Raw genomic sequence first — 20,297 nt, forward strand, 5'->3', positions numbered from 1 at the left:
ACGGGCGGTTGGAATCCGCCGTAGACAATCATCAAAGGGGGGCAAAAAGAGAACCGATCAGATTTTCTCGATCGAGCCAAGTTTCCAAGTGCGGTCAAACCACTCCTGGCCAGGTCCGTAGAGACGGAAGATCCCAAACCAACCTTTGCCGGGGACCGTTTTGATCCAATTAGCATCCAAGCCTTCAGGTGCTTCAGGGCCGAAGTAGAGCGTGATGCTGCCATCAGCATTTTTGACCATGTCGGTGTTGCGCGTGTTGTTCTTGCTGGGATAAGGCATCTCATCGCTCTGCAACATCGAGCGGGTTTGAGGGTCATAGACCACAAACGACCAGAAACGGTTGGCCGGAGGATTGGCAGGAATGGTCATCGAGTAGCTGTTGGCGCCATCGAGATAAGAACCACGACTGTCACGGGAAGAGAAGGTGTACTGCGAACCCACTCCTGGCATCTCCAAAACCATCGCAGGCGTGTTGACAGTGGCCAGGTAGAAGAACAAGGTGCGTCCATCCATATCGCGGCCCCCGTTGCCACCATCCACGAGATATTCGTGGTTACCGCCAGGGAATCCGGTTTGCCAGTAGCCAGCTTTGCCTGGATAGATGTAAGCCTTGGGGTCTTGGGGAGCAAACAGAATCGAACGGGCTGTGGCATTACCGATGGCCACTGCCTCGGTGAGCATCGCCTTCTGTTCCGGAGAAGGATTGAAAGGCTTGCCTTTCTGGATGCCAATTGCCGAAGCCATGCCGAGCAGCTCCGGCGAGAACAGCTCGGACGGCTCGCGCTGAATCACCTCATCAAGCTCTTCGTAGAACTTGAAATTGTTGGCGTGAATGGTGTTCGTCTCCCAATCCGTGAGGTTCTTGAAATTGTTGGCAGGGGGATTGGCACGCTCCGCATAGGGATAGACCTTCAGGCCTCCCTTGAATGCATTTTTTGCAGTATCTGTTTTGCCCTCATCATCCAGAAAACCACGCAAGATCAACCAGTTGATCTTGCTAGGAGTGTTGGCAACAAAGTAGCCATCGGTGTTGGCAGGAGCTGACTGACCTGGACCGATAATCAAATATTTTCCGCCCTTGCCCCGATCGGGACCGGGGCCTCCCATATCCACCACAAAGCGGAAGAACGCATCGTTCACCGTGCCAGGGCCTGTACCAGCCGGCACTTCAACCACCATCGGGCCGGCACTGAGATCAAGAAAGGCCGAGGCGTAAACGGTATCGGTGTTACCGGTGAGCCAGAGCGATTTGGAACTCATCAACTCTTCAAACACACCGATATCGCGATTCGGCTGCATGCCGTAGCCATCACGATGACCCACATAGAGCATCTCGAGGGATGCCGCCGGCATGAAGTTCAGAAAGGTCTGAACGCCGCGGCCAAGGTCCACCTGGCGGCGGGCTTTGGCCATGGTGTCGTCGTTGGGGAACCCATCGAAATAATTGAAGCTGCCGATCCGCGTCTTCACCCTGTCAGGCGTCAGCACATCTTCAGGGATGGGCGTGTTGTAGCCCTGCGGAACCACATCAGCCGCACGCAGCGCAGAAGCGCTACCGGCAAGAACGGCAGCAGAAAGAGCAGCAGTTGAGAAACGAGTGAAAGCAGTCATGGTTGAGAATGAATCGTGGTGTTGATCTGTTCAGGTCTCAACCGAGAGGCTGAATGTCGTTGAGCTGCCAGGTCTTGTCGAACCAAGGCTGTAGCGGTCCGTAGAAACGGAAACAGGCAAACCATCCCTTACCCGGCACGGTCTGAATCCAGTTGGCTTCCTTGCCCTGCGGTGCTGTCGGTCCGAAATAGAGATCAATACTTCCGTCGGCATTCACCACCATGTCTTGGTTGCGCTTGCTGTTTTTACTGGGCAAGAGTTGATCGGTCTGCAACTCCGAGCGCGTCTGAGGGTCGTAAACCACCATCGACCAGAAATCCTTGGCGGGCACGTTGGCATCCACCGTGAACTTGTAGGTTTTGCTGCCATCGAGATAGGCCCCATTGGCATCGGTCGCCACAACGCCGTACTGGGATCCGGCGCCAACCATCTTCAGCACCATCGCTGGGGTGTTGACGGTGTAACCCCAGAAGAAGTTGCTCCTGGCATCAAGATTTCGGCCGCCCTTTCCACCATCGACAAGCCATTCATGGCTCCCACCCCCGAACGGGGTGAACCATTGCTTGTCCTCATAGAAGTAGACGTCTCGGTTGCGAGGCTTGCCCATATCAGCGCGCACGTAAGCGACTCCCACCTGAACGGCTTCCTCAAGGATCTGGCGGTCCTGAGCACTCGGGTTGAAGGGTTTGCCTTTCTCCAGACCGATCGCCGAAGCAAGCCCAAGCAGTTCAGGGTCAAACAGGTCGACCGGTTCACGCTGAATCACCGTGTTCAGCTCTTCAAAGAAGTGGAAATTATTGGCATGCACCGTGTTGAAGACAAGATCGCCGCCCTGGACGAATGTCATCGCCGGTGGATTGTCTTTCTGCGAGAGGGGATAAAGACGCAGACCGTTTTCGTAGTTCGCAATCGCCTGATCGGGCTTGCCTTGATCATCGAGGAAGGCGCGCAGAATCAACCAGTTGGAGTAGCTGGGTGAGCGGAAGACGAAATATCCCTCGGTGTTGGCAGGCTCGCTGTCATCGGGTCCAAGGATCAGATACTTGCCGCCTTTGCCCCGATCCGGACCGGGGGCGCCGGTGTCGGCCACGAAACGGAAATAGGCATCATTGATCGTGCCCGGACCAAGCCCCGCAGGAATTTCGATCACCATCGGCCCCGTGTCCTTCAGATTGAAGAAGGTGGAGCCATACACCGTGTCGGTGTTGCCGGTGAGGAAGAGGGGGTTGGAATTCAGCGGGGCCATCAACATGACCTTGGTGTGGTCGTCGACACCCTGCTGGGCATGACCGACCCGCATCATCTCGATGCTGGCGGCCGGCATCAGCGTCAGGAACGTCTCATAGGCGCGGATGAATTTGAGGTAGTCGAAGCTGGTTTGAACGGTGGCTGCATCGGGCATGCCATCGAAGAACCGGAACGTACCAACACTGGTGTCAACCACATCAGGAGTGAATACCTCCGCAGGAATCGACGTGGTGTAACCCTTAGGGACAGCCTGAGAGAAAGCGGCGAGAGGCCTAACAACAGAAGTGAGGCCCAGCCCCACCACCAAAGCAGAGCCGAGAAGCCTGCCTGAAGGTTGCCGAAATCTTTTGATCAAAGCCAGGTACGAGCACTTCTCTTGGTTTAGGCACTCTCAAGGAGCCCAACATCCTTCAGAGCAAAAATGTGCCAATCGGGATCATCCTGATCATTGCTGGTATCCCAGCTGTACAAGGCAGCCGAGAAGCCCTACCCGAGTCGGAGACAGGGCAGGGAGACGCGAAACGAATGCCTCGAGCCAACAGAACAAGCATGCAGAGGCCAGAGCAGAACTGGCCCATGCCTGCATCACTGGGCAGGTTGAAACTGCGGGGGAATCCAGCTGCCGTTGAAATAGGCCTCTGTCGGCGAATAGATGCGCACTGCAGCATTCCAACCGGGATAGATATCTAAGTAGTTGTCTTGGCTGGCATCACCACCAACGTGAATCACATACTCACCGTTGGCGTTCTGCTTAGCGAAAGCACTGTTGATGTTGTACTTCTCACCAACCGCAAATCCCTGCTTGTCATAGATGGTCACCGACCAGAAGGCCCGGGGATCATTGGGCACATCCTTGAGGACAAGCTTCTGGGGCTCAGTGGAGTTCACCACTTTGGGGAAGGGGTAAACAGCCCCCTGTTTTGGCAGACCACCCCAACCAATCGCCACACCAAAGTTACGCATCTCCTCACTAATCTCACCTCGCTGACCGAAGGCCATCTCCGACGTGACGCCCTCAGGTGCCATCCGTTCGTTGTAGGCGGCGCGCAAGGCCAGGATCTCCTTCATGTCGTACTTGTGTGGGGAGATGAACTCACCCTTCTGTGCCTGCTCCAGCTGGATCTGATCCTGAACAGCACCTGCTTTCTTGAGATCCGCAGCATCCTGCATATTCACCTGCGTGCGCACGAAGGCGAAAACGTAGCGACTACCCATGGATTCTTTGGTCAGTTCATAGCGACCAGGCTTGTCACTGATCAGGGGAATCCAGTGCTCTCCATCCACAACTTCAAGGATCTGATACCGATCGGTATCGGGAAGCACCACCGTGGCCGGACTGTCCAAATCCAGAACCGCGAACGAATACAGCGTGTCGAAATTAGGGCGCAAAATCGTGCGGTCTTCTGGATCCATGCCCTTTTTCAGATGCAGGAACTCGCCTACACCAGAACTGCACGTGCCTTTGGCAATCTTGCGCACATATTCCGCCAAGATCACCTCGGTTTCCGCATGCGCGTAGTTGGTCTTGGTGACCGGAGTGATTGCCGTTGCGGTTTGCACCACCGCGGCCTTAGGGCACGGAGCAGCAGACGTTGCAGGCTGAGAAAGAGCGGCCTGATACTGAGAGGCACCAAGCATCCCCAAGCTCAAGGCAGAGGCGAACAACACCCCCGAACGCTGGAGTGGGCGAAAAAGCGAAGGCATACCAACAAACAAACTTTCACTCTCAGTAGCTATCAATGCGCTGGATGGCAGATGAAGCGGCGATCAACAGGGAGCGAACAGCACAAGCGGAACCATCAAGGCCACTCTCAGCAACGAGCACAATGACGGCATGATCGATGTGATCGGCACCGATGCCGGAGCTCCGCACTCCCTGCCGGCAGCCCAGCAACAGCAGCTCCGCAACGCTGCGCTGATCGCGGCACCCAAGCGTCTACTGGCGGCCCTAGACGCCTGGGAACCCTGCGCAGAAGCACAGCAACGCATTGCCAGTGACAACCCTGCAGTGCTCGGTGACGCACTCGCCGCGCTCGATCGAAACACCCCTGCCGTCGTCCTCGCCAGCGGAGATCCCCTCTGGTTTGGCATTGGCCGCTACCTGAGCGAACGCCTCGGAGCTAAACGACTGCGCTTTCACCCCGGGCCAAGTTCTCTGCAACTGGCCTTCGCCCGGTTGGGGCGTTCTTGGCAGGACGCGGACTGGGTCAGCCTGCATGGCAGGGATCCGCTCAGCCTCAACCGCACACTTCAACAACGCCCCGAAGCACTGGCCGTCCTCACCGATCCCAGCCGCGGCGGCGTTGAGGAAGTGCGCACAATCCTGAGCGGAAGTGGCCTGGAAGCGGCCTATACGCTCTGGCTCTTTGAAGCTCTCGGCCATGCCGATGAACGTGTGCAGTGCTTGGAACCAGGACAGACCACTCCAGCCGATCTGCATCCCCTGCATTTAGTGGTGCTGCTTGCCAAACCAGCAGCAGCACCTACAGCCGTGCGATTGCCGCTGTTCGGGCTCGACGACGGCCTCTTCCTGCAACACAGCGACCGGCCTGGATTGATGACCAAACGGGAGGTGCGCATCCAACTACTGGCAGAGCTTGAACTGCCTGCGCAGGGCGTGTTGTGGGACCTGGGTGCAGGCACTGGCAGCGTGGGGCTGGAAGCCCTTCGACTGCGACCGGAGCTGAAGCTACTGGCGATTGAAAAGCGTGGAGGCGGGGCCAGGTTGATCCAGGCGAACGCGGAGCGATTGCAGGTCAAACCCTGGGCTGTTCTGGAAGGGGATGCCTTGCAACTGCTTGGGGCCATGGCCAAGTGCCAGCCCACCACCTCCGTTCCTGAGTCCGTCCCCGAAGCTGTCCCGGCCGCACTGCGCCAACCCGACCGGGTGCTCATCGGCGGTGGAGGCAAACAGCGGGCAGCCTTGTTAAAAGCCGTTCTGCAACGCCTCAACCCCGGGGGGCTCGTGCTCATTCCTCTCGCCACGCTGGAGGCTCTTGCAGAGCTGCGGCCGATCCTGAACAACGCCGGGCTGCAGGTCACGATTAGCCAACATCAGGCCTGGCGCGGACAGTCCCTAGGGGACGGCACCCGGCTGGCACCAATGAACCCTGTGCTGCTGCTCAAGGGGTTAGCAGCACAGGGGAGCAACACGGCAGACTCAGGCTCACATCAGTCCTGAACAGCGATGGCCCTTCAAAAGCGCGAGAAACAGGTGTCTCCCCTTCGCCTCAAGATCACCCTGCTGATCGCAGGCTTCGGACCGCTGGTGGCGGTCGGCCTGTTTCTGCAATCCAAGGGATTCTTCAATTCCGTCAACTGAGAAGACCAGAAACGACCTGGTCCTCGACCTCAGCAAAGGCAAGTAGGGGGAATGCCCAGGCGAAAGCTCTTAATGGGGATCGCAAGAAAGCGACAGCCCCGAGTGGCATGACAGCTGCTCCTCGTGGTCTTGAGGGTCACTTCGTGGTGGTGGTGGTGGTGGATCCACGGATCAACGACTCAATCATCACCGCATCACCCAGCTCAATTCCCAGCCGTTCAGCCTCACCAGCGCCGAGTTCAATCACACTGTCAGCGGGATCGATCTTGCCGTCAGCATCCACATCCGCTCCATAGCTGGGGCATGGCAAAGAAGAACAGAACGGCACATCGCGATGAATGGCGATCACCCTGTTGTCGAGCACAAACACCATGTCGAGCGGAGCAATGGTGTTATGCATCCAGAATTTGAGGGGCAACCGTCGCTTAAACGGAAACCACATCCCCCTCAGGGGGGGGAGTGGTGGCCGCTGCATCAAGCCGAGGCGCTGTTCGTCGGTCTGATCCGCCACCTCAAGGTCAATGCATATCCGGCTGTTCAAACACCAGCGCGCTTCGATCGGCAACTGCTGTGGTGGCATGCCCTGCGCCTGCGCGAACAGGGCACCTGAGCCGGTCTGCACGACCGCAAGACCAGCCGCCACCGCTAAGCCTCTCAGCCTTCGCTCACGTGACCTCACAACCTCGACTCCTCTCGATGAACACCACTGGCATCCATGCTCTAGGACCGCCTTAGCGACTCTGACCAGCTGAGAGCTGACAATTGGACAGACAGGCCAACGATTCAGTCAAACGGAGCATGACGATGCGGAGCCCACAGCGGACCCCACATGAAACATCGGCCGCCTGCAAACAAGCAACCACCGCCACAACGCGTTGCTGAGCAGCTCAGCAACTCTTGAGCTCAATCCCGTTGCCCTCAGGGTCGCGGAACTGAATCGAAGGCCCATTTCCCTCGGCACCAAAGCGGGTTTGCAACGTGGCCCGGGCCTCAATGCCATGGCTTTTCAAATAAGCCAAGAGCGCATCGGCATCAAATGGATGCACTTTCAACGCCACATGGTCCACATTGCGGCCGCTGGCCGCTGGTGGTGCCGTATCTCCCGTAGCCCCACCAAGTTTCCCAAGAACCCCATCCACGGGAACCAAGTCGATCAGGCCATTGCCAACACGCAGATGCCAAAGATCCAAAGCTTCGTTGTGCTTTGCCAGCTCACATCCCAACACCGTTGTGTAGAAATCGAGCATGGAATCCAAGTCGCGCACACGAATCACGACATGATCGATGCCAAGCAGAGGTAGGGACGTTGTTGCTGCCACAAGAACGGTCTAGCAACAAAGACAAGCCCGCTACCATGACAAACAATCAAGACCTATGAACTTCGGCCCTCTGGACCCAAAAAACCCCAAGACAACGCCAAGAAAAGATGCACATCAGTGCAGGAGCCACCTTAAACAGAGACACCATAAGTGTTCAGACAGCGCACCTTTCAAAGCGATCAAGACCTAGCCAAGACACCCCAAATCTCCTAATGACAGGAATAACAAATCAAAACCCATCCAACAATAATAGAACGAAAATAAAGACAAATTGGCTGATTGGTTGAAGAGGCTAAAAGGCCGCAGCTTCAACTTAGATTGGATTCAGTTTTCGCGAGCTCAACTTCAGGGTGCCGAGGACGACAGACCGTCGCTCAGGCTGTACCCCTTACCGCGAATGGTGTGAATTAACCGTTGTTCACCATTCTGCTCAAGTTTTTGGCGCAGATAGCGCACATACACCTCAATCACGTTGCTGGATGTGCGCTGATCGCCATTCCAAACCTCAGACAGGATCTGCTCGCGGCTCACCACCTGCCCCGCCTGGCTGAACAACAGCATCAGCAGGGCATATTCCCGAGCAGTCAGCGCCACAGGCCTGCCGCCTCGACGCACCTGACGGCAACTGGAATCAACGCTCAGATCAGCCAGCTGAAGCACGGTTCTTCGCTTGCGATCGCGCTGCTGAATCGTGAGGTGCAGGCGTAGACGCTGCAACAGGTCACTAATGCCCAACGATGAAAGCCAGAAATCATTGGCCCCCGCGCTCAAGCAAGCTTCACGCCCCTGAATGCTGTCCTCCCCCACATCCAGAAGGATGGTCATGGCGCCAACACGAGCGCGCAGAGCGGGGATCAAGTTGGCCTGCGCTGCCGAAACGATCGCCAAAGCGGGCGTCGCCTCAGGGGAAGGGGCGAAGGACGCGGCACCGGCACTCCAATCGAGGGGCTGATAGCCGGACGCTTCGAGGCGTGGAGCCAGCCCGACCGCCTGATCGCCCACAAGCAACACCGCTTCTGCCACAGCCGCTAAAGCTCCGTTTTCGGTGGATCTGGCTTGGCCACGTGCGGGAGGCCCCAGCCCAATTTATTGCGCAGAACCTGAAAGAACTCATGGTCTGCCAGGCGAACGAATCGCACCGGATGCTCGCTTCGGCGAATCAAAACCCGGTCTTCTGGCCACACATAACAACCAGCACTTCCATCCACCACCATGATCAGCCGTTCTGGAGTGGCCGGGAACACCGTCACCGGCTCCTGATCGCTAAACACCAGCGCCCTTGAGGCCAAAGAGTGCGGAGCGATGGGAGTGAGCTGCAGCACTGGACAATCCGGGGTAATCACTGGCCCCCCGGCGCTGAGCGCATAGGCGGTGGAACCTGTCGGGGTGGAAAGGATCACACCGTCAGCGGAGATGTCCACCGGAGCATGACGACCGATCGCGATCTCGAAATGGCACATGCTGGTTAGCGGCTCTCGGTGCAGAGCCATCTCGTTCAAGCACAGCGCTTCCCAACGGCGCTGATCACCGCGCATCACACTCACAACCAGGTTGGCGCGCTCCTCAATCGTCCATTGCTCGGTGAGCACCTGCTCGATCGCTTGATCGAGGTTGTCGAGATAAGCCTCCGCCAGAAAGCCCAAATGGCCGGTGTTGATCGTGAGGATTGGCACCCCCACAGGGGCGGTCTGACGCGCTGCTGACAAAACAGTGCCATCACCGCCTAGCACGATCGCCAAGGCCATTGAGGGATCAAACCCCTCTGGCACGCAGGCGTTGTAACCCAGCATGCGTAGGTGCTGATCCGGGTTCGCAAAGCCCACCATGCCGCCAGCACTGCTGACCCGCACGACGTCATGGCCGGCCCGCTCCAGACTGGCTTGGATGGTCTGCGCGGTCTCGACCGCCAGCGTCTTGCCGTCATTCACGATCAGTCCAACCTTGGGCACCGATCGAATCACGCAACAGGTGGATCACTTTATGAGAGAGAACCGTCTCCATGGCACAGGGTGGGGATTTGTGATGCCTGCAGTCGGGTCTTGGCCCGCATCAAAGGGCACTGCCAACGAGAGTTCTCGTCGCTAAGGAGAGAGAAGACTCTCTGAAGCCGATGCTGCTCGCTCGCTCCACACCCTTGGCTCTGCTGCTGTCTGCACTTGGGATAGGAGTTGCATCTTGCTCCTTCGGAGGGGGAAACGCATTGAGCGGGAAACTCTCCCTAATGGGTGAACCGGTTCAGCAGGCCACCATCAACGTCTGGCGCAGCCGCGGTGGAGAAGAAGCCAAGCTTTTACAAACGCTGAAATCGAAGTCTGACGGATCTTTCAAGCTGGCTCTCAAGCCTGAAGCAGGAAGCATTGACTACCTCGTTGCCCAAGGGGGCAGCGTCAATGGCGAGACAGCGGACAAGCTCACCATGTTGACCGTTCTGGATCAAAACACCACTGAAAGCGTCCATATCAATGAACTGACAACCGTCGGCTCGGTGTGGCCCAATGCCCAGTTATTCGAAGGAGATCAACTCACAGGCAGCACCAGTGCACTGGCGATTGGCTCCAGCCAAGTGCACAACCTTGTTAACCAAACATCAGGGACATTCGGTGACACCCTATTAAACAGCGCCAATCTGCTCAACTCCGAAACAGCCGTTCGCATGAACGTGCTTTCAAACCTGCTAGCTCTCTGCGGACAAACCTCTCAATCCAGTGGCTGTACTTCACTCCTAAGCCTGACTGGAGCAGACAACACCCTTGCGGCGATGATCTCGATCGCCCGCCAGCCCTGGAACAATGTTGCGGCTCTCTACCAATTATTTGAGAGCAACTACCCCGTTGATCAGGACACACAACTGCGCTCCACCGCAAGCCTTCCTTACCTGCTCTTCCAGCCCGATAGTTTCTCCCTATCCATCCGGCTCAACGGCGGTGGTGCACTCGCCCTGGGCAAGTTGATGTTTGATCACAAAGGCAACGCCTGGAGTGGTGCCAATTGGATGCCTGGATCGCAATCTGGCGTGATCAACAGCATTGGCGGTGGTGTGACGCATTTTGGCCCGGGAGGCAAGGCCCTCTCTCCTCCCATCACGGGCTACAACGGCCAGGGCCTGAACGGAACCGGCTGGGGGACAGGCGTCTCAGAGAAGTATGCATGGGTTGGCACATTTAATAACCGAGTCGGCGTTTTTTCACTGGAAGACGGCAAGGCCCTTGGCCCTGCCACCATCGATCAACCTGTGGGGCAACTGCAAGGGATCGGCACAGCGGGGAATGGAGATGTTTGGATCGCCGACAACACCGAAAACCACATGATTCATTTCCCCGGTGGCGACTATACCCAGGGAAAAAGAATCTCAATCAAGGGCCTACAGGCACCTTTTGGTGTAGCCATTGATGCTCAAAATCGGGTCTGGGTGAGTAGCAGCTTTAACAACAAAATCACCGTTTTCCCAGCGGATTCACCTGAACAATCAACTGCCATCGAGGTCAATCTTGGTACTCGCGGGCTTGCCGTGGATTCAACCGGCCATGTATGGATCGCCCAACAAACCCACTCACCAAAAGGCGCTCTAGCACCAGGCGCCAAGATCCCACCGGGAATCCCCGCCAATCCACCCCAACCGAAAACAATCATGCAGGAGTTTGCGGCGGGGGCGGAGTTCTATGTTGACAATCCCACGCTGACGCAGTCTGGGGTTGCTGCTGTCATCTCACCAGACCTAAAAGTTGTCAAGAACGACATCGCAAAAGGGATCGCCTACATTCCCTGGGGAGTCACGATTGATGGCAACGATAATGTCTGGATCGGCAACCTCTATGGACAAAGCCTAATTCACATCTGCGGGATGAAACCCAGCACATGCCCTGAAGGGAAAAGCACAGGTGATGTCATTCACAATTACCAAAGCGGAGTCATCCAAATCACCACCGATGTGATCGTTGATGATGCTGGCAATCTCTGGAGTGCCAACAACTGGTTTGACGGTGAGGTTGTCATCAACAAAACGCCAAACGCTCGAACCTCCACCTTCCCTGGAGGGCAGGGCCTTGTTGTCACTTACGGCGTTGCAGCACCCGTCCAGAATCCTCTGATGGGCCCAGTGCGCAAACCCAACTAAGCCTCAGCGTCGGCTGGAACGCAGCAGCGACACGATCAACCAGAGACCAAAGAGAGTCGCACCGATAAACAGGCCCTCGCTGACGGTGCGCAGCAGCTCCTGCTGCGCCAACGACGCCATCAAGGTTGCGCTCAGCAACAACGCCGCCACCAGAATCGCAAGCGACACCCGCTGGGAGAAACGGTCAAGGGTGTCGCGCAGGGAATCGAGTCCCTCCAGCTGCAATGCGAACACCAATTCATCACTGCTGAAGCGACGGAGCAGCTGACTGAGTTGGCGTGGGGCATCGATCGAAAGGTTGCGAAGATCGAGGCCGAATTGCATCAGCCGCTCCTGCGGCACCATCACCGATCGGGCCAGCAGCTGGGCGACCAGGGGCTGCATCTCACCGGTGAAACTGAAGTGGGGGTTGAGGGCGCAGCCCACTCCTTCGAGATTGGTAACCGATTTCACGAACAATCCCATCGTTCCCGGCACCTGCAGGCCGGTGCGATTGGCGAGCTGAAGCAAAGCAGACAAAAACAGAGCGAAATTGAGCTCCTGCAATGGCTTGGAGAAATTACGGGCGATCAGCTGATCCAGCTGACGCTGCAACTGCTGGCGATCCACCTTCATGCCCTGCACAGGAGGCGCAATCTGCTCGAGCAAATCCGTCGCCCGGGCCGCATCCTGATTGATCAGCGCCAGGACCAGATCGAGCAGATTGCTGCGGGTGCGTGGGTCGAACATCCCCACCATGCCTGCATCCAGCAGGATCACAGTGCCGTCGGCCTGGACCTTGAGATTCCCCGGGTGAGGGTCTGCATGGAAGAAGCCTTCGACGAAATACTGCTCGACGAAGGCCCCTAGCAGCGCCTTGGTCGTGACCTCGATCCCTGGGCCTTGCTGGAGTGCTGCCCGTGCCGCAGGCGCCAGGATCGGCTCACCTTCAATCCACTCGAGCACCAACACCCTCTGACCTGACAGAGAGTCCACAACCTGCGGAAGACGTAAACGCCCTTCTGGCAGGAAGGAAGAATCCTCCAGGCAACGTTGCAGGCGCAACGTGCTTTCCGCCTCAATGCGGAAATCCAGCTCCCGTTGCAACGCCGCAAGAACCTGATCGGCCAGGCCGACAAAATCCACCTGACTGCCCAGAGCGGTCGCAGCCGCCAAGGCAGCGACCTTTCGCAGCAGTCGACCATCCTCCTCAACCTGGGCCTCGATTCCGGGCCGCAGCACCTTCACCGCAACCTGCAACCCCTGCTGCAGGGTGGCCCGATAGACCTGACCAACGCTGCCAGCGGCAATCGGTTGGGATTGGAAACTTTCAAAGCACTGATCGATCGGCTTGCCCAGCTCACGCTGTAAAGAGGGCTCGACCTCCTGCCAAGCCACAGCCGGCACATCCGCTTGTAGACGGCTGAGAGCTGTGATGTAGTCGTCGGAAAGCAGATCAGGTCGGGTGCTCAGAAGCTGGCCGAGCTTGACGTAAACGGGCCCCAGCTCGGTGAGCAGATTGCAGAGCACCGAAGGCAAGGGCAGACGGGTTTCTGCGCTGTCGCCCCGCCCGAGCAATTGGCTCAGGAACGACCATTCATGACGCGAAACGATCTTGACAATCTCGAGGGCACGCGCAGAGCCATCGAACACAGAAAGCACCGACATCGCGAGGGCCGAGGCATGGATCAGACCCGATCCTCACCAGATCAGAACCAATGGTCATCCAGCATCAGAACAAGTCGATACGAATGGGATCAGAACTGCTCCAAGAAGCGCAGATCGCTGGTGTACAGCCTGCGAATGTCATCGATTCCATGGCGCACCATGCAGAAGCGTTCCACTCCCAGGCCGGCAGCGAAGCCGCTGAAGCGCTCAGGGTCGAGTCCCAGGCCTTCCAACACAGCAGGGTCGACCATGCCGCAGCCCATCACCTCCAGCCAGCGGCCGCGCCATTGCACATCCACCTCCGCCGAGGGCTCTGTGAAGGGGAAATAACTGGCCCGGAAGCGCACCGGCAAATCACCGAAGAACGCCTTCAGAAACGCCATCACCGTGCCGCGCAGATGGCTGAAATCGAGCCCCTCGTCAATCGCCAGCACCTCCACCTGATGAAACACAGGCGAGTGGGTGGCATCCACCGCATCGCGGCGGTAAACCCTTCCTGGAGCCACGATCCGAACCGGTGGCGGGGTCTGCTCCAACTGGCGGATCTGCACCGGGGAGGTGTGAGTACGCAGCAACAGGTTGTCTTTCAAATAGAACGTGTCTTGCATGTCCCGGGCCGGATGGTCAGGCGGGATATTGAGTGCGGTGAAGTTGTAGTGATCGGTCTCCACCTCAGGGCCTTCCACCATCCGATAACCGAGGCCACAGAAGAGATCAACAATCTCTTCTGTGGTGGTGATCAGGGGGTGTCGATGGCCCATCGGAACGCCGGATGCGGCCGCCGTCACATCAAGAGTTTCACTGGCAAGGCGGGCTTCCAAAGCCGCACGCTTCACGACCTGCAACCGCTCACTGAGCAGCGTCTGCACCTGGGTTTTGAGCACGTTGGCCCGCTGACCCACCAGCGGGCGTTCGTTGCCCGGAAGCTTGCCCATGGCACCAAGCACCCCGGAAAGGCGCCCTTTCTTGCCCAGCAAACTCACCCGTAATTGCTCAAGCGCATCGGCATCGACTGCAGCAGCAATCTCAGCAGCGGCCTCTGTTTCCAGGGCCTCCAGCTGGTCGGTGAGCTGCTGAAGAGACACTGTGGCGCTCACGGCATTGGGTTCGCAGCGACTGACTGTAAGCAGCAGCGACGCTTAGGTTCCCCTCAACCCCCTCCGGCATGCCATGCCCCCGCTGCGGATCCTGATCAGCAATGACGACGGCGTCTTCGCTGATGGCATCAAAGCTCTGGCCCTGGCCGCCGCCGCCCGCGGCCACCTGGTCACAGTGGTGTGCCCCGATCAGGAGCGCTCTGCCACCGGCCATGGCCTCACCCTCCAGCAACCCATCCGGGCCGAACGCGCTGATGAGTTGTTCGGCCAAGGGGTCACCGCCTGGGCGTGCAGCGGCACGCCTGCCGACTGCATGAAGCTGGCCCTGTTTGAACTGCTAGATGCCCCCCCTGATCTGGTGCTGTCTGGGATCAACCACGGCCCCAACCTGGGCACAGATGTGTTCTGCTCCGGCACCGTGGCTGCCGCCATGGAAGGCACCCTGGAACAACTGCCGGCCATGGCAGTGAGCAGCGCCTGCTTCCAGTGGCGTCAGTTCGAGGGCGCCGGTGCGTTGGCCCTGGATGTGGCCGAATCAGCCCTTCGAGACGGCTGGCCAGACAACCTGCTGCTCAATCTCAACATCCCCCCCTGTCACCCCGATGCAATGGGGCCTCTGCGCTGGACACGGCTCTCAATCCGACGTTACGAAGAGCAGTTCAGCCCCCGAAAGGATCCCCGTGGTCGCACCTACTACTGGCTAGCAGGGGAGGCTGTGGAAGATCTCGAATCCGGCGGCGATGGTCCACGTGACTGGCCCACGGATGTGGCCCAGATCCAGACCAATGCCCCATCACTCACGCCAATCCAGCCCGAGCTTTTCTGGCGAGGAGGCCTGTCGGCCCTGCCCAGCGTCAACCTCAGTGGCCAGGCCGTGCGTTAAGCATCGAAGCGGTGTTCGCTGCAACCAGCCTGGGCTCGGTTCAACGGGCGCGATAGATCCAAAACCGCCCAAAACCCCAGCAATAGCTTAAACACTGAACTGAGACGCTACTCTGTGGGGGTAGCTGTGGGGGTCGAGCAAGTCTGTGGGGTTCCGAGTCGGACAAGAAAAAGGAAGGCGTGGTTGGTACGTATTCGTAGATCGGCCATCAGCACTCCGGCTAAAGAAGGGCGGGAAGACCGCTAGACGGAAAGGAGGTGATACCCGTGAAGAAGCCCTGAAGAACGCTCTGAGGATCGAAGCGGAGCTATTGCAGCAGTGGACCAAGGAAGCCGATACAGGCCCCTTCATGGCCGCCAGAGAGCAAGCTCAGGCCACTGGGATGCCACTTGATGAGGCCTTGGACGACACGCTTAGAGCTGCGAACTACAAGCCACAGGAACGTCAACGCTTGCTGCTAGGCCTGCATGACAAAGCTGATCTTGAGAAACAGGGACTAGATGCAAAGCTCAGCCGAAGCGAAGAAGCCAAACTCGAAGAAGTCAAATCAGATATTCGTCCTTGGAGCGAGTGGGTCACAGAACGATGCTTATTGGAAGAGGTAACTGCATCGACAGTCACTAACTGGAGAAGCAAGTTAAAACAACTTTCTGAGTGGTATGGATCTTCAATCGTAGGAACCATGACTCGCAAGCAGGCCAGTGCATACAAGCTGCATATGGTCCATAAAAAAATGAAGACCAATACTATTCTCAATTACATCGGGGCCTTCAACGGGTTCTGGAACTATGCAATCAATAACGGCGAGATTACTGGGGAGAATATCTGGGAAGGACAAAAGAAGAATCTGCCCAAACCCAAAAAAAGACAACCACTCGATCCACAACTACTTGAAGCAGCAGAGACTAAGGCAGAACAACATGGAGATGTTCGATTCTGGTTTGGACGATATCAAGGCCTGCGAAAAGAAGATTACTGTGGGCTGCGCTGGTGTGACCTAGACACGAACGCTGGTGTCATGCGCCTAAAGCGTTACGAGTGGAACGGACAAAAGAGGAACCTGAAGCTGAAGGAAGGTGGTGAAAGAACTATCCCTATTCACAGCAAACTAATTCAAAAGATAAGACTGATGCTACCCGAAGCTTTAACCAGGAATGACAACGAACCAATATGGCCAAAGGACTACAAATCTCACCTAGAAAACTGGGGAAGCAAGTGGGCAACATGTTTCACAAAGAACTATGGGTTTCAATCACATGATCTGCGTTCTTACGTGGTGACACAGATGATGCTCCAAAACATAAACCCCTATTACCTTCATGCAATCACTGGTCATACCGTTCCAGGTACTAGCAAAGTTGTCCTGGGATATGTAGCTCCGACCTTGGATCAGGTACGAGAAGTGTTGGAGCTGTTGGAGTAACCCGCCTAGACTTGAGTAAGGGAAGAGGACAGCGATGCCAACTCTTGAGCAGTTCCGTCAGTTGCGGGCTGGTGTGCCTCTTGAAACTCAAAGTGAGCTGATCACGCTCATGAGCCAAAACCCTCAGTTGATGTTTGAGCGGATTGTGGAGCTTGCGGCAGAGAAGGGCATGACCACCAGCGTTGAGGAAGTCAAAGGGTTCCTGGCGCAAATGGATGAAGAGGAAGAATTTGACGACATCGAGCTTGATGCCATCGCCCTGACTGCCATTGCTGGTGGTGGTATTGGTGCCGGTCGTAACGGTTGCTGCCAAGAGGAAGCACACGACGAACCTTGGGGCCGTTGCCCTGGCATGCGGCCGATGCGCAAGTGGTTGTTCGGGAGGAACGCCTGATGGACAAGCTGGAACGGTTTAAGCAGCTTTCAGACGCCATGCCGATGGAGACAAAGCTTGAGCTCTATCAAGCTGAAGTCTCGGAGCTGATTAAAACCATTGACGTCGATGAAGAGTTTGATGACGTTGAACTGGATGCCATCGCTCTGGTCGCCATTGCTGGTGGGAAAGGGAGGAATAGTCACTGCTGAATAATGACAACCCTCAACGACTTCAAAACACTCCGTGCCTCGGCCTCTCCTGAGGAAGTCAAACCGTCAACAGATAGCGGGGCAGAGTCAATCAGAATCCCTAGGAGCAGCAAATGAATAGATTTATACCAATTGGAATTGCAATTACTTTAGTTACTGGCTGTGCCGTAAACGAAGACGCCAAGCTACGTAAAGCCTGCGCACTTCAAGATTCCGGGGCCATTACCAACGAAGATTTTCTTAGTCGTATTGGAATCAATGAGATGACGCACGAGTACAGCACCGAAAAGTTTTGCGATTTTTATGATTAACGCCAACACATGAAGTCTCTGCTCATCCCAGTTGCTGCAATGCTTTTGACTGGTTGCTCATCATCAGCTGTTGTCTGTCAACAGTGGAGAAATAAGCAAATAACTGACGAGAAGGCACTAGCAATTCTTGGCATAGATCCAACGACTCTCAAAACAGTAGTCAAGGATGCGGCCCCGATTATCCACTCTGATGGAACAGTGGTCACGGGAGATGTGACTATGATCATCTCTGGTGCATCAAAAGTCGGTGCCTATTGTTTGGGGATAGAACATGGCATGATTCAGCCAACGAGCGTTTGGACTTGGGGGAAGTGATAAGGCAACAAATAAGCCAACCAACAATAGACTCGAGTTCTCGATGAACTGGCACATTGGCAATACCAACCTTCAAGACTATTGGTACCACTGAATTACTCAGTCGTGAATGTGGGCTGGCATTTGGTTGGTATTGCTTTTTTGTAATGCATTTTCTCGCGCAGATACGTCTATGACCAAGACTTGTAGCCATCAGCGTCATTAGCTCTTAGTACCATCAGTAACCCTTGAAGCACACCAAGCAACGGACATTGGGTTGCGTGGTTCTCTTAGGGGCAGGGCTTCAGTAAGACATCTTGTTGAAGAGAAATTGTGAATATCAGTTTGATTGGTTCATGGCTTTCTCAAACACTGAAGCATCACTTGCTTTGCACATCCCAGTTCCGTTTATCGAATATGAATAGAAATCACCGCGAGCAAGAGAATGGAGAAATAACGGACCTGGAGGAACTATCTGGATTGAGTACTTTAAAGAGACGGTAATTCCATCCTTGTTTCTCGGCTTTTCCCACTCTTCAATAGCCACACCATTAACGATCTTTGCTTTTCCCATACATCACCTTCAGCCGTAATTAATCGACTTTTAGCAATATCAACCTTCCAGTGCTGAATATGACTTCCAACTATGCTCCGTTCTATCTCATTTATTTCAAGGTCTTTAGCTTCATTAAAACCTTTAGACTCGCACATCAAATACACAAAGTCTTCAGCCAAAGCAGGTGTCGCCGAGAGGAGCAGAGTTGCAAGGAGTAGTGAGAGTTTAATTATCCTTTACCTCGTTGAAGTTCTGCGCAGTCAGGCAGGGCTTCAAACAATTCAATCTTGTTTTTGATTTGGGCGATTGTATCCGTCATCAACTTGTAAGCAATACCATTCTTATCCCTTTCACTCAGACCCTTAGGGAAATGACTGATCTCCTCCATTTGCCTCACTAAATCAATAACCATCTCAGGCTGTTGTGATTTTTCAATAGCCATTAGCATAGATTCCTGAACCACTTTCAATTCACTTCGCTTATTCATTATACAGTTATTTTCAGCATTGTATTGAGCGACAACAGGTGATGCTGAGAGGAGCAGAGCACCAAGGAGTATTGAAAGTTTCATTTGCTTGCCTCAACTGAAACGCAGTGGGATAAGAATCTTCTCTGCTTCATTATGGATCAGAACACCCACTGACCTGCCATCAGCGCCGTTAACCCTGAGTGCCATCAGTAGCCACCAAGGAAATAGCAGCGTCTCACAAATGCACTTAGCAGTCGCAGCAGCGTTGGCGCTAGGCGTAGCGGTGAGACTGGCGTTTACGCACGAGAACACACTATCTATAGAAGTTGATTCCGAAGTCAAACCTTCTACAGATAGCGCGACAGTGACAACAAAAACCACTAAAGGGACAAAATGAAGAGGTCTAGCCTTTGACTAGAGCCAGAGCACCAATGAAACGAGTAGCAGCCCTCCTTCTTTTGCTAGGACTTGCAGGATGCGGAAAGTATCCATCCAGTCAAAGGGCATTGGAAGCGTGTAATGAATGGGAAGAACAGGGAGAGGTGATTCGCTATAAGCTTGCAGGCAAAGATGGCATCACACATAATCTCTTTAATCGCAATCGAACTTGCTACAATGCTTTTTGGGACAATCAATACGAGGGCATTTATGGAGAGTTTGATGATGCTGACAGGCGCAAAGAGGGCAAACTCCTGGAAGAATCCGACGAACCAACAGTGAAAGGCAGGAATAAAATATATTTCCGCTATTGACTTTTGCCTGCCTTGAACTTTGGGATATACCTAAGCTCACAGCGGAGCAGAACACTAAACGAATGTCTCGCAGAGCCTAACAAACAAAAGAAAGCACCAACAATAGGTTCGAGTTCTATACGAAGTAGGACGTCGTAGCCATAACAACGGTTCTCAGCGGTGGTTGGCATGAAATGAAAAATTGGTTGGTATTGAAGCCCTAAAACCTGTGCTGTAGCACCTAGTAAAGCGAGTTTAGCCGATCTATCTGGACTAACAAGCCAGCTAGAGAGGCACCCTATGGGGTAATTCCTAGGTCCTCCTGTATACGTATAGGACTTCAGAGATTTACATTATTTTTTTGGGAATAATCCGACTCCCAACTGCAGGTGCCTGAACTACTGTTCTGAACCGGTCAAAACACAGAGGCTTCGTGAGGGTGTTCATTACCACAATTGATGTGACTTGGTTGCACGCTTGCACAAACACAAGATAATAAGTGTAATTTTGTATCTATCCCAGTGCGGCCTCTTGGAAGACTGTATCTATCGCTGAGCGGTGTTGCTGCACTGGCAGTCGCTAACGGGGGTTTGCTGCCTGCTGCTGCTCAAGAGGCAGGCAGCGCAGAAGAGCTCGGGGTGATGGAGATCAACCTCAAGGATGCCATCAAGTTCAACTGGGGGTTTC

Annotated in this window: 19 protein-coding genes; 9 read left to right on the top strand and 10 right to left on the bottom strand. The window is 55.4% G+C overall.

The features are described from left to right. Nucleotides 1–57 precede the first annotated feature (57 nt). From DXY10_RS12250 to DXY10_RS12260, 3 genes are all read right to left on the bottom strand, one after another. Entirely contained in the window at nucleotides 58–1,611 is a 1,554-nt protein-coding gene (locus DXY10_RS12250) for a DUF1254 domain-containing protein (RefSeq protein WP_115019715.1), read from the bottom strand. A 37-nt stretch (nucleotides 1,612–1,648) separates the two neighbouring features. Then, nucleotides 1,649–3,154: a DUF1254 domain-containing protein gene (locus DXY10_RS12255; protein WP_244282298.1), complete on the bottom strand. Its 1,506-nt coding sequence runs from the start codon at nucleotides 3,152–3,154 to the stop codon at nucleotides 1,649–1,651. Between the two features lie 290 nt (nucleotides 3,155–3,444). Then, nucleotides 3,445–4,563, bottom strand: coding sequence for a DUF1254 domain-containing protein (locus DXY10_RS12260; protein ID WP_115019717.1), 1,119 nt, complete (start codon nucleotides 4,561–4,563; stop codon nucleotides 3,445–3,447). 130 nt (nucleotides 4,564–4,693) lie between these two features. Here DXY10_RS12260 and cbiE point away from each other — a divergent pair, with 130 nt between their 5' ends. Beyond that, nucleotides 4,694–6,040 (top strand): precorrin-6y C5,15-methyltransferase (decarboxylating) subunit CbiE, encoded by a 1,347-nt coding sequence (gene cbiE, locus DXY10_RS12265; protein ID WP_115019719.1) that lies wholly within the window; start codon nucleotides 4,694–4,696, stop codon nucleotides 6,038–6,040. A gap of 6 nt (nucleotides 6,041–6,046) precedes the next feature. Further along, complete coding sequence (locus DXY10_RS15030) at nucleotides 6,047–6,181, top strand: hypothetical protein (protein WP_256359483.1); 135 nt, start codon at nucleotides 6,047–6,049, stop codon at nucleotides 6,179–6,181. A 136-nt stretch (nucleotides 6,182–6,317) separates the two neighbouring features. Here DXY10_RS15030 and DXY10_RS12270 read toward each other — a convergent pair whose 3' ends face one another. The 4 genes from DXY10_RS12270 to DXY10_RS12285 form a co-directional block, all read right to left on the bottom strand. Then, a complete protein-coding gene (locus tag DXY10_RS12270) occupies nucleotides 6,318–6,761 on the bottom strand; it encodes a DUF192 domain-containing protein (RefSeq protein ID WP_115019754.1) in 444 nt (147 codons plus the stop codon). A gap of 307 nt (nucleotides 6,762–7,068) precedes the next feature. Continuing rightward, nucleotides 7,069–7,500 carry a VOC family protein gene (locus DXY10_RS12275; RefSeq protein ID WP_115019721.1) on the bottom strand — a complete coding sequence of 144 codons (432 nt, stop codon included), beginning with the start codon at nucleotides 7,498–7,500 and terminating at the stop codon, nucleotides 7,069–7,071. A gap of 345 nt (nucleotides 7,501–7,845) precedes the next feature. Then, entirely contained in the window at nucleotides 7,846–8,523 is a 678-nt protein-coding gene (locus DXY10_RS12280; protein ID WP_115019723.1) for a winged helix-turn-helix transcriptional regulator, read from the bottom strand. 5 nt (nucleotides 8,524–8,528) lie between these two features. Continuing rightward, the gene (locus DXY10_RS12285; RefSeq protein WP_115019755.1) at nucleotides 8,529–9,449 is read right to left on the bottom strand and encodes an NAD(+) kinase; all 921 of its coding nucleotides are present in this window, start codon (nucleotides 9,447–9,449) and stop codon (nucleotides 8,529–8,531) included. Nucleotides 9,450–9,610: 161 nt separating this feature from the next. Between DXY10_RS12285 and DXY10_RS12290 the strand changes: the two genes are divergently transcribed. Beyond that, nucleotides 9,611–11,614, top strand: a complete 2,004-nt coding sequence (locus tag DXY10_RS12290) for a hypothetical protein (protein WP_115019725.1) — start codon at nucleotides 9,611–9,613, stop codon at nucleotides 11,612–11,614. Between the two features lie 3 nt (nucleotides 11,615–11,617). On the opposite strand, the gene DXY10_RS12295 is transcribed toward DXY10_RS12290, so the two are convergent. Both DXY10_RS12295 and pheS read right to left on the bottom strand, forming a co-directional pair. Further along, a complete protein-coding gene (locus DXY10_RS12295; RefSeq protein WP_115019727.1) occupies nucleotides 11,618–13,261 on the bottom strand; it encodes an AarF/ABC1/UbiB kinase family protein in 1,644 nt (547 codons plus the stop codon). Between the two features lie 89 nt (nucleotides 13,262–13,350). Then, a complete protein-coding gene (pheS, locus tag DXY10_RS12300; protein ID WP_115019729.1) occupies nucleotides 13,351–14,358 on the bottom strand; it encodes a phenylalanine--tRNA ligase subunit alpha in 1,008 nt (335 codons plus the stop codon). A gap of 73 nt (nucleotides 14,359–14,431) precedes the next feature. Here pheS and surE point away from each other — a divergent pair, with 73 nt between their 5' ends. The 5 genes from surE (at nucleotide 14,432) to DXY10_RS14315 (ending at nucleotide 17,875) form a co-directional block, all read left to right on the top strand. After that, entirely contained in the window at nucleotides 14,432–15,241 is an 810-nt protein-coding gene (surE, locus tag DXY10_RS12305; protein WP_115019730.1) for a 5'/3'-nucleotidase SurE, read from the top strand. Between the two features lie 310 nt (nucleotides 15,242–15,551). After that, entirely contained in the window at nucleotides 15,552–16,664 is a 1,113-nt protein-coding gene (locus DXY10_RS12310; RefSeq protein ID WP_136989194.1) for a tyrosine-type recombinase/integrase, read from the top strand. A gap of 34 nt (nucleotides 16,665–16,698) precedes the next feature. Further along, on the top strand, nucleotides 16,699–17,058 hold the full coding sequence (locus DXY10_RS12315; protein WP_115019734.1) for a hypothetical protein: 360 nt from the start codon (nucleotides 16,699–16,701) through the stop codon (nucleotides 17,056–17,058). Next, on the top strand, nucleotides 17,034–17,249 hold the full coding sequence (locus DXY10_RS12320) for a hypothetical protein (RefSeq protein WP_206749701.1): 216 nt from the start codon (nucleotides 17,034–17,036) through the stop codon (nucleotides 17,247–17,249). Before DXY10_RS12315 ends, DXY10_RS12320 begins: the two co-directional genes overlap by 25 nt. Nucleotides 17,250–17,569: 320 nt before the next feature. Next, nucleotides 17,570–17,875, top strand: a complete 306-nt coding sequence (locus DXY10_RS14315; RefSeq protein ID WP_136989196.1) for a hypothetical protein — start codon at nucleotides 17,570–17,572, stop codon at nucleotides 17,873–17,875. A gap of 764 nt (nucleotides 17,876–18,639) precedes the next feature. Here DXY10_RS14315 and DXY10_RS12330 read toward each other — a convergent pair. After that, entirely contained in the window at nucleotides 18,640–18,981 is a 342-nt protein-coding gene (locus tag DXY10_RS12330) for a hypothetical protein (RefSeq protein ID WP_136989200.1), read from the bottom strand. Between the two features lie 329 nt (nucleotides 18,982–19,310). Between DXY10_RS12330 and DXY10_RS12335 the strand changes: the two genes are divergently transcribed. Continuing rightward, nucleotides 19,311–19,631, top strand: coding sequence for a hypothetical protein (locus DXY10_RS12335; RefSeq protein ID WP_136989202.1), 321 nt, complete (start codon nucleotides 19,311–19,313; stop codon nucleotides 19,629–19,631). Nucleotides 19,632–20,297 lie beyond the last annotated feature (666 nt).

The sequence above is a fragment of the Synechococcus sp. UW140 genome, assembly GCF_900474295.1.
Taxonomy (GTDB): domain Bacteria; phylum Cyanobacteriota; class Cyanobacteriia; order PCC-6307; family Cyanobiaceae; genus Synechococcus_C.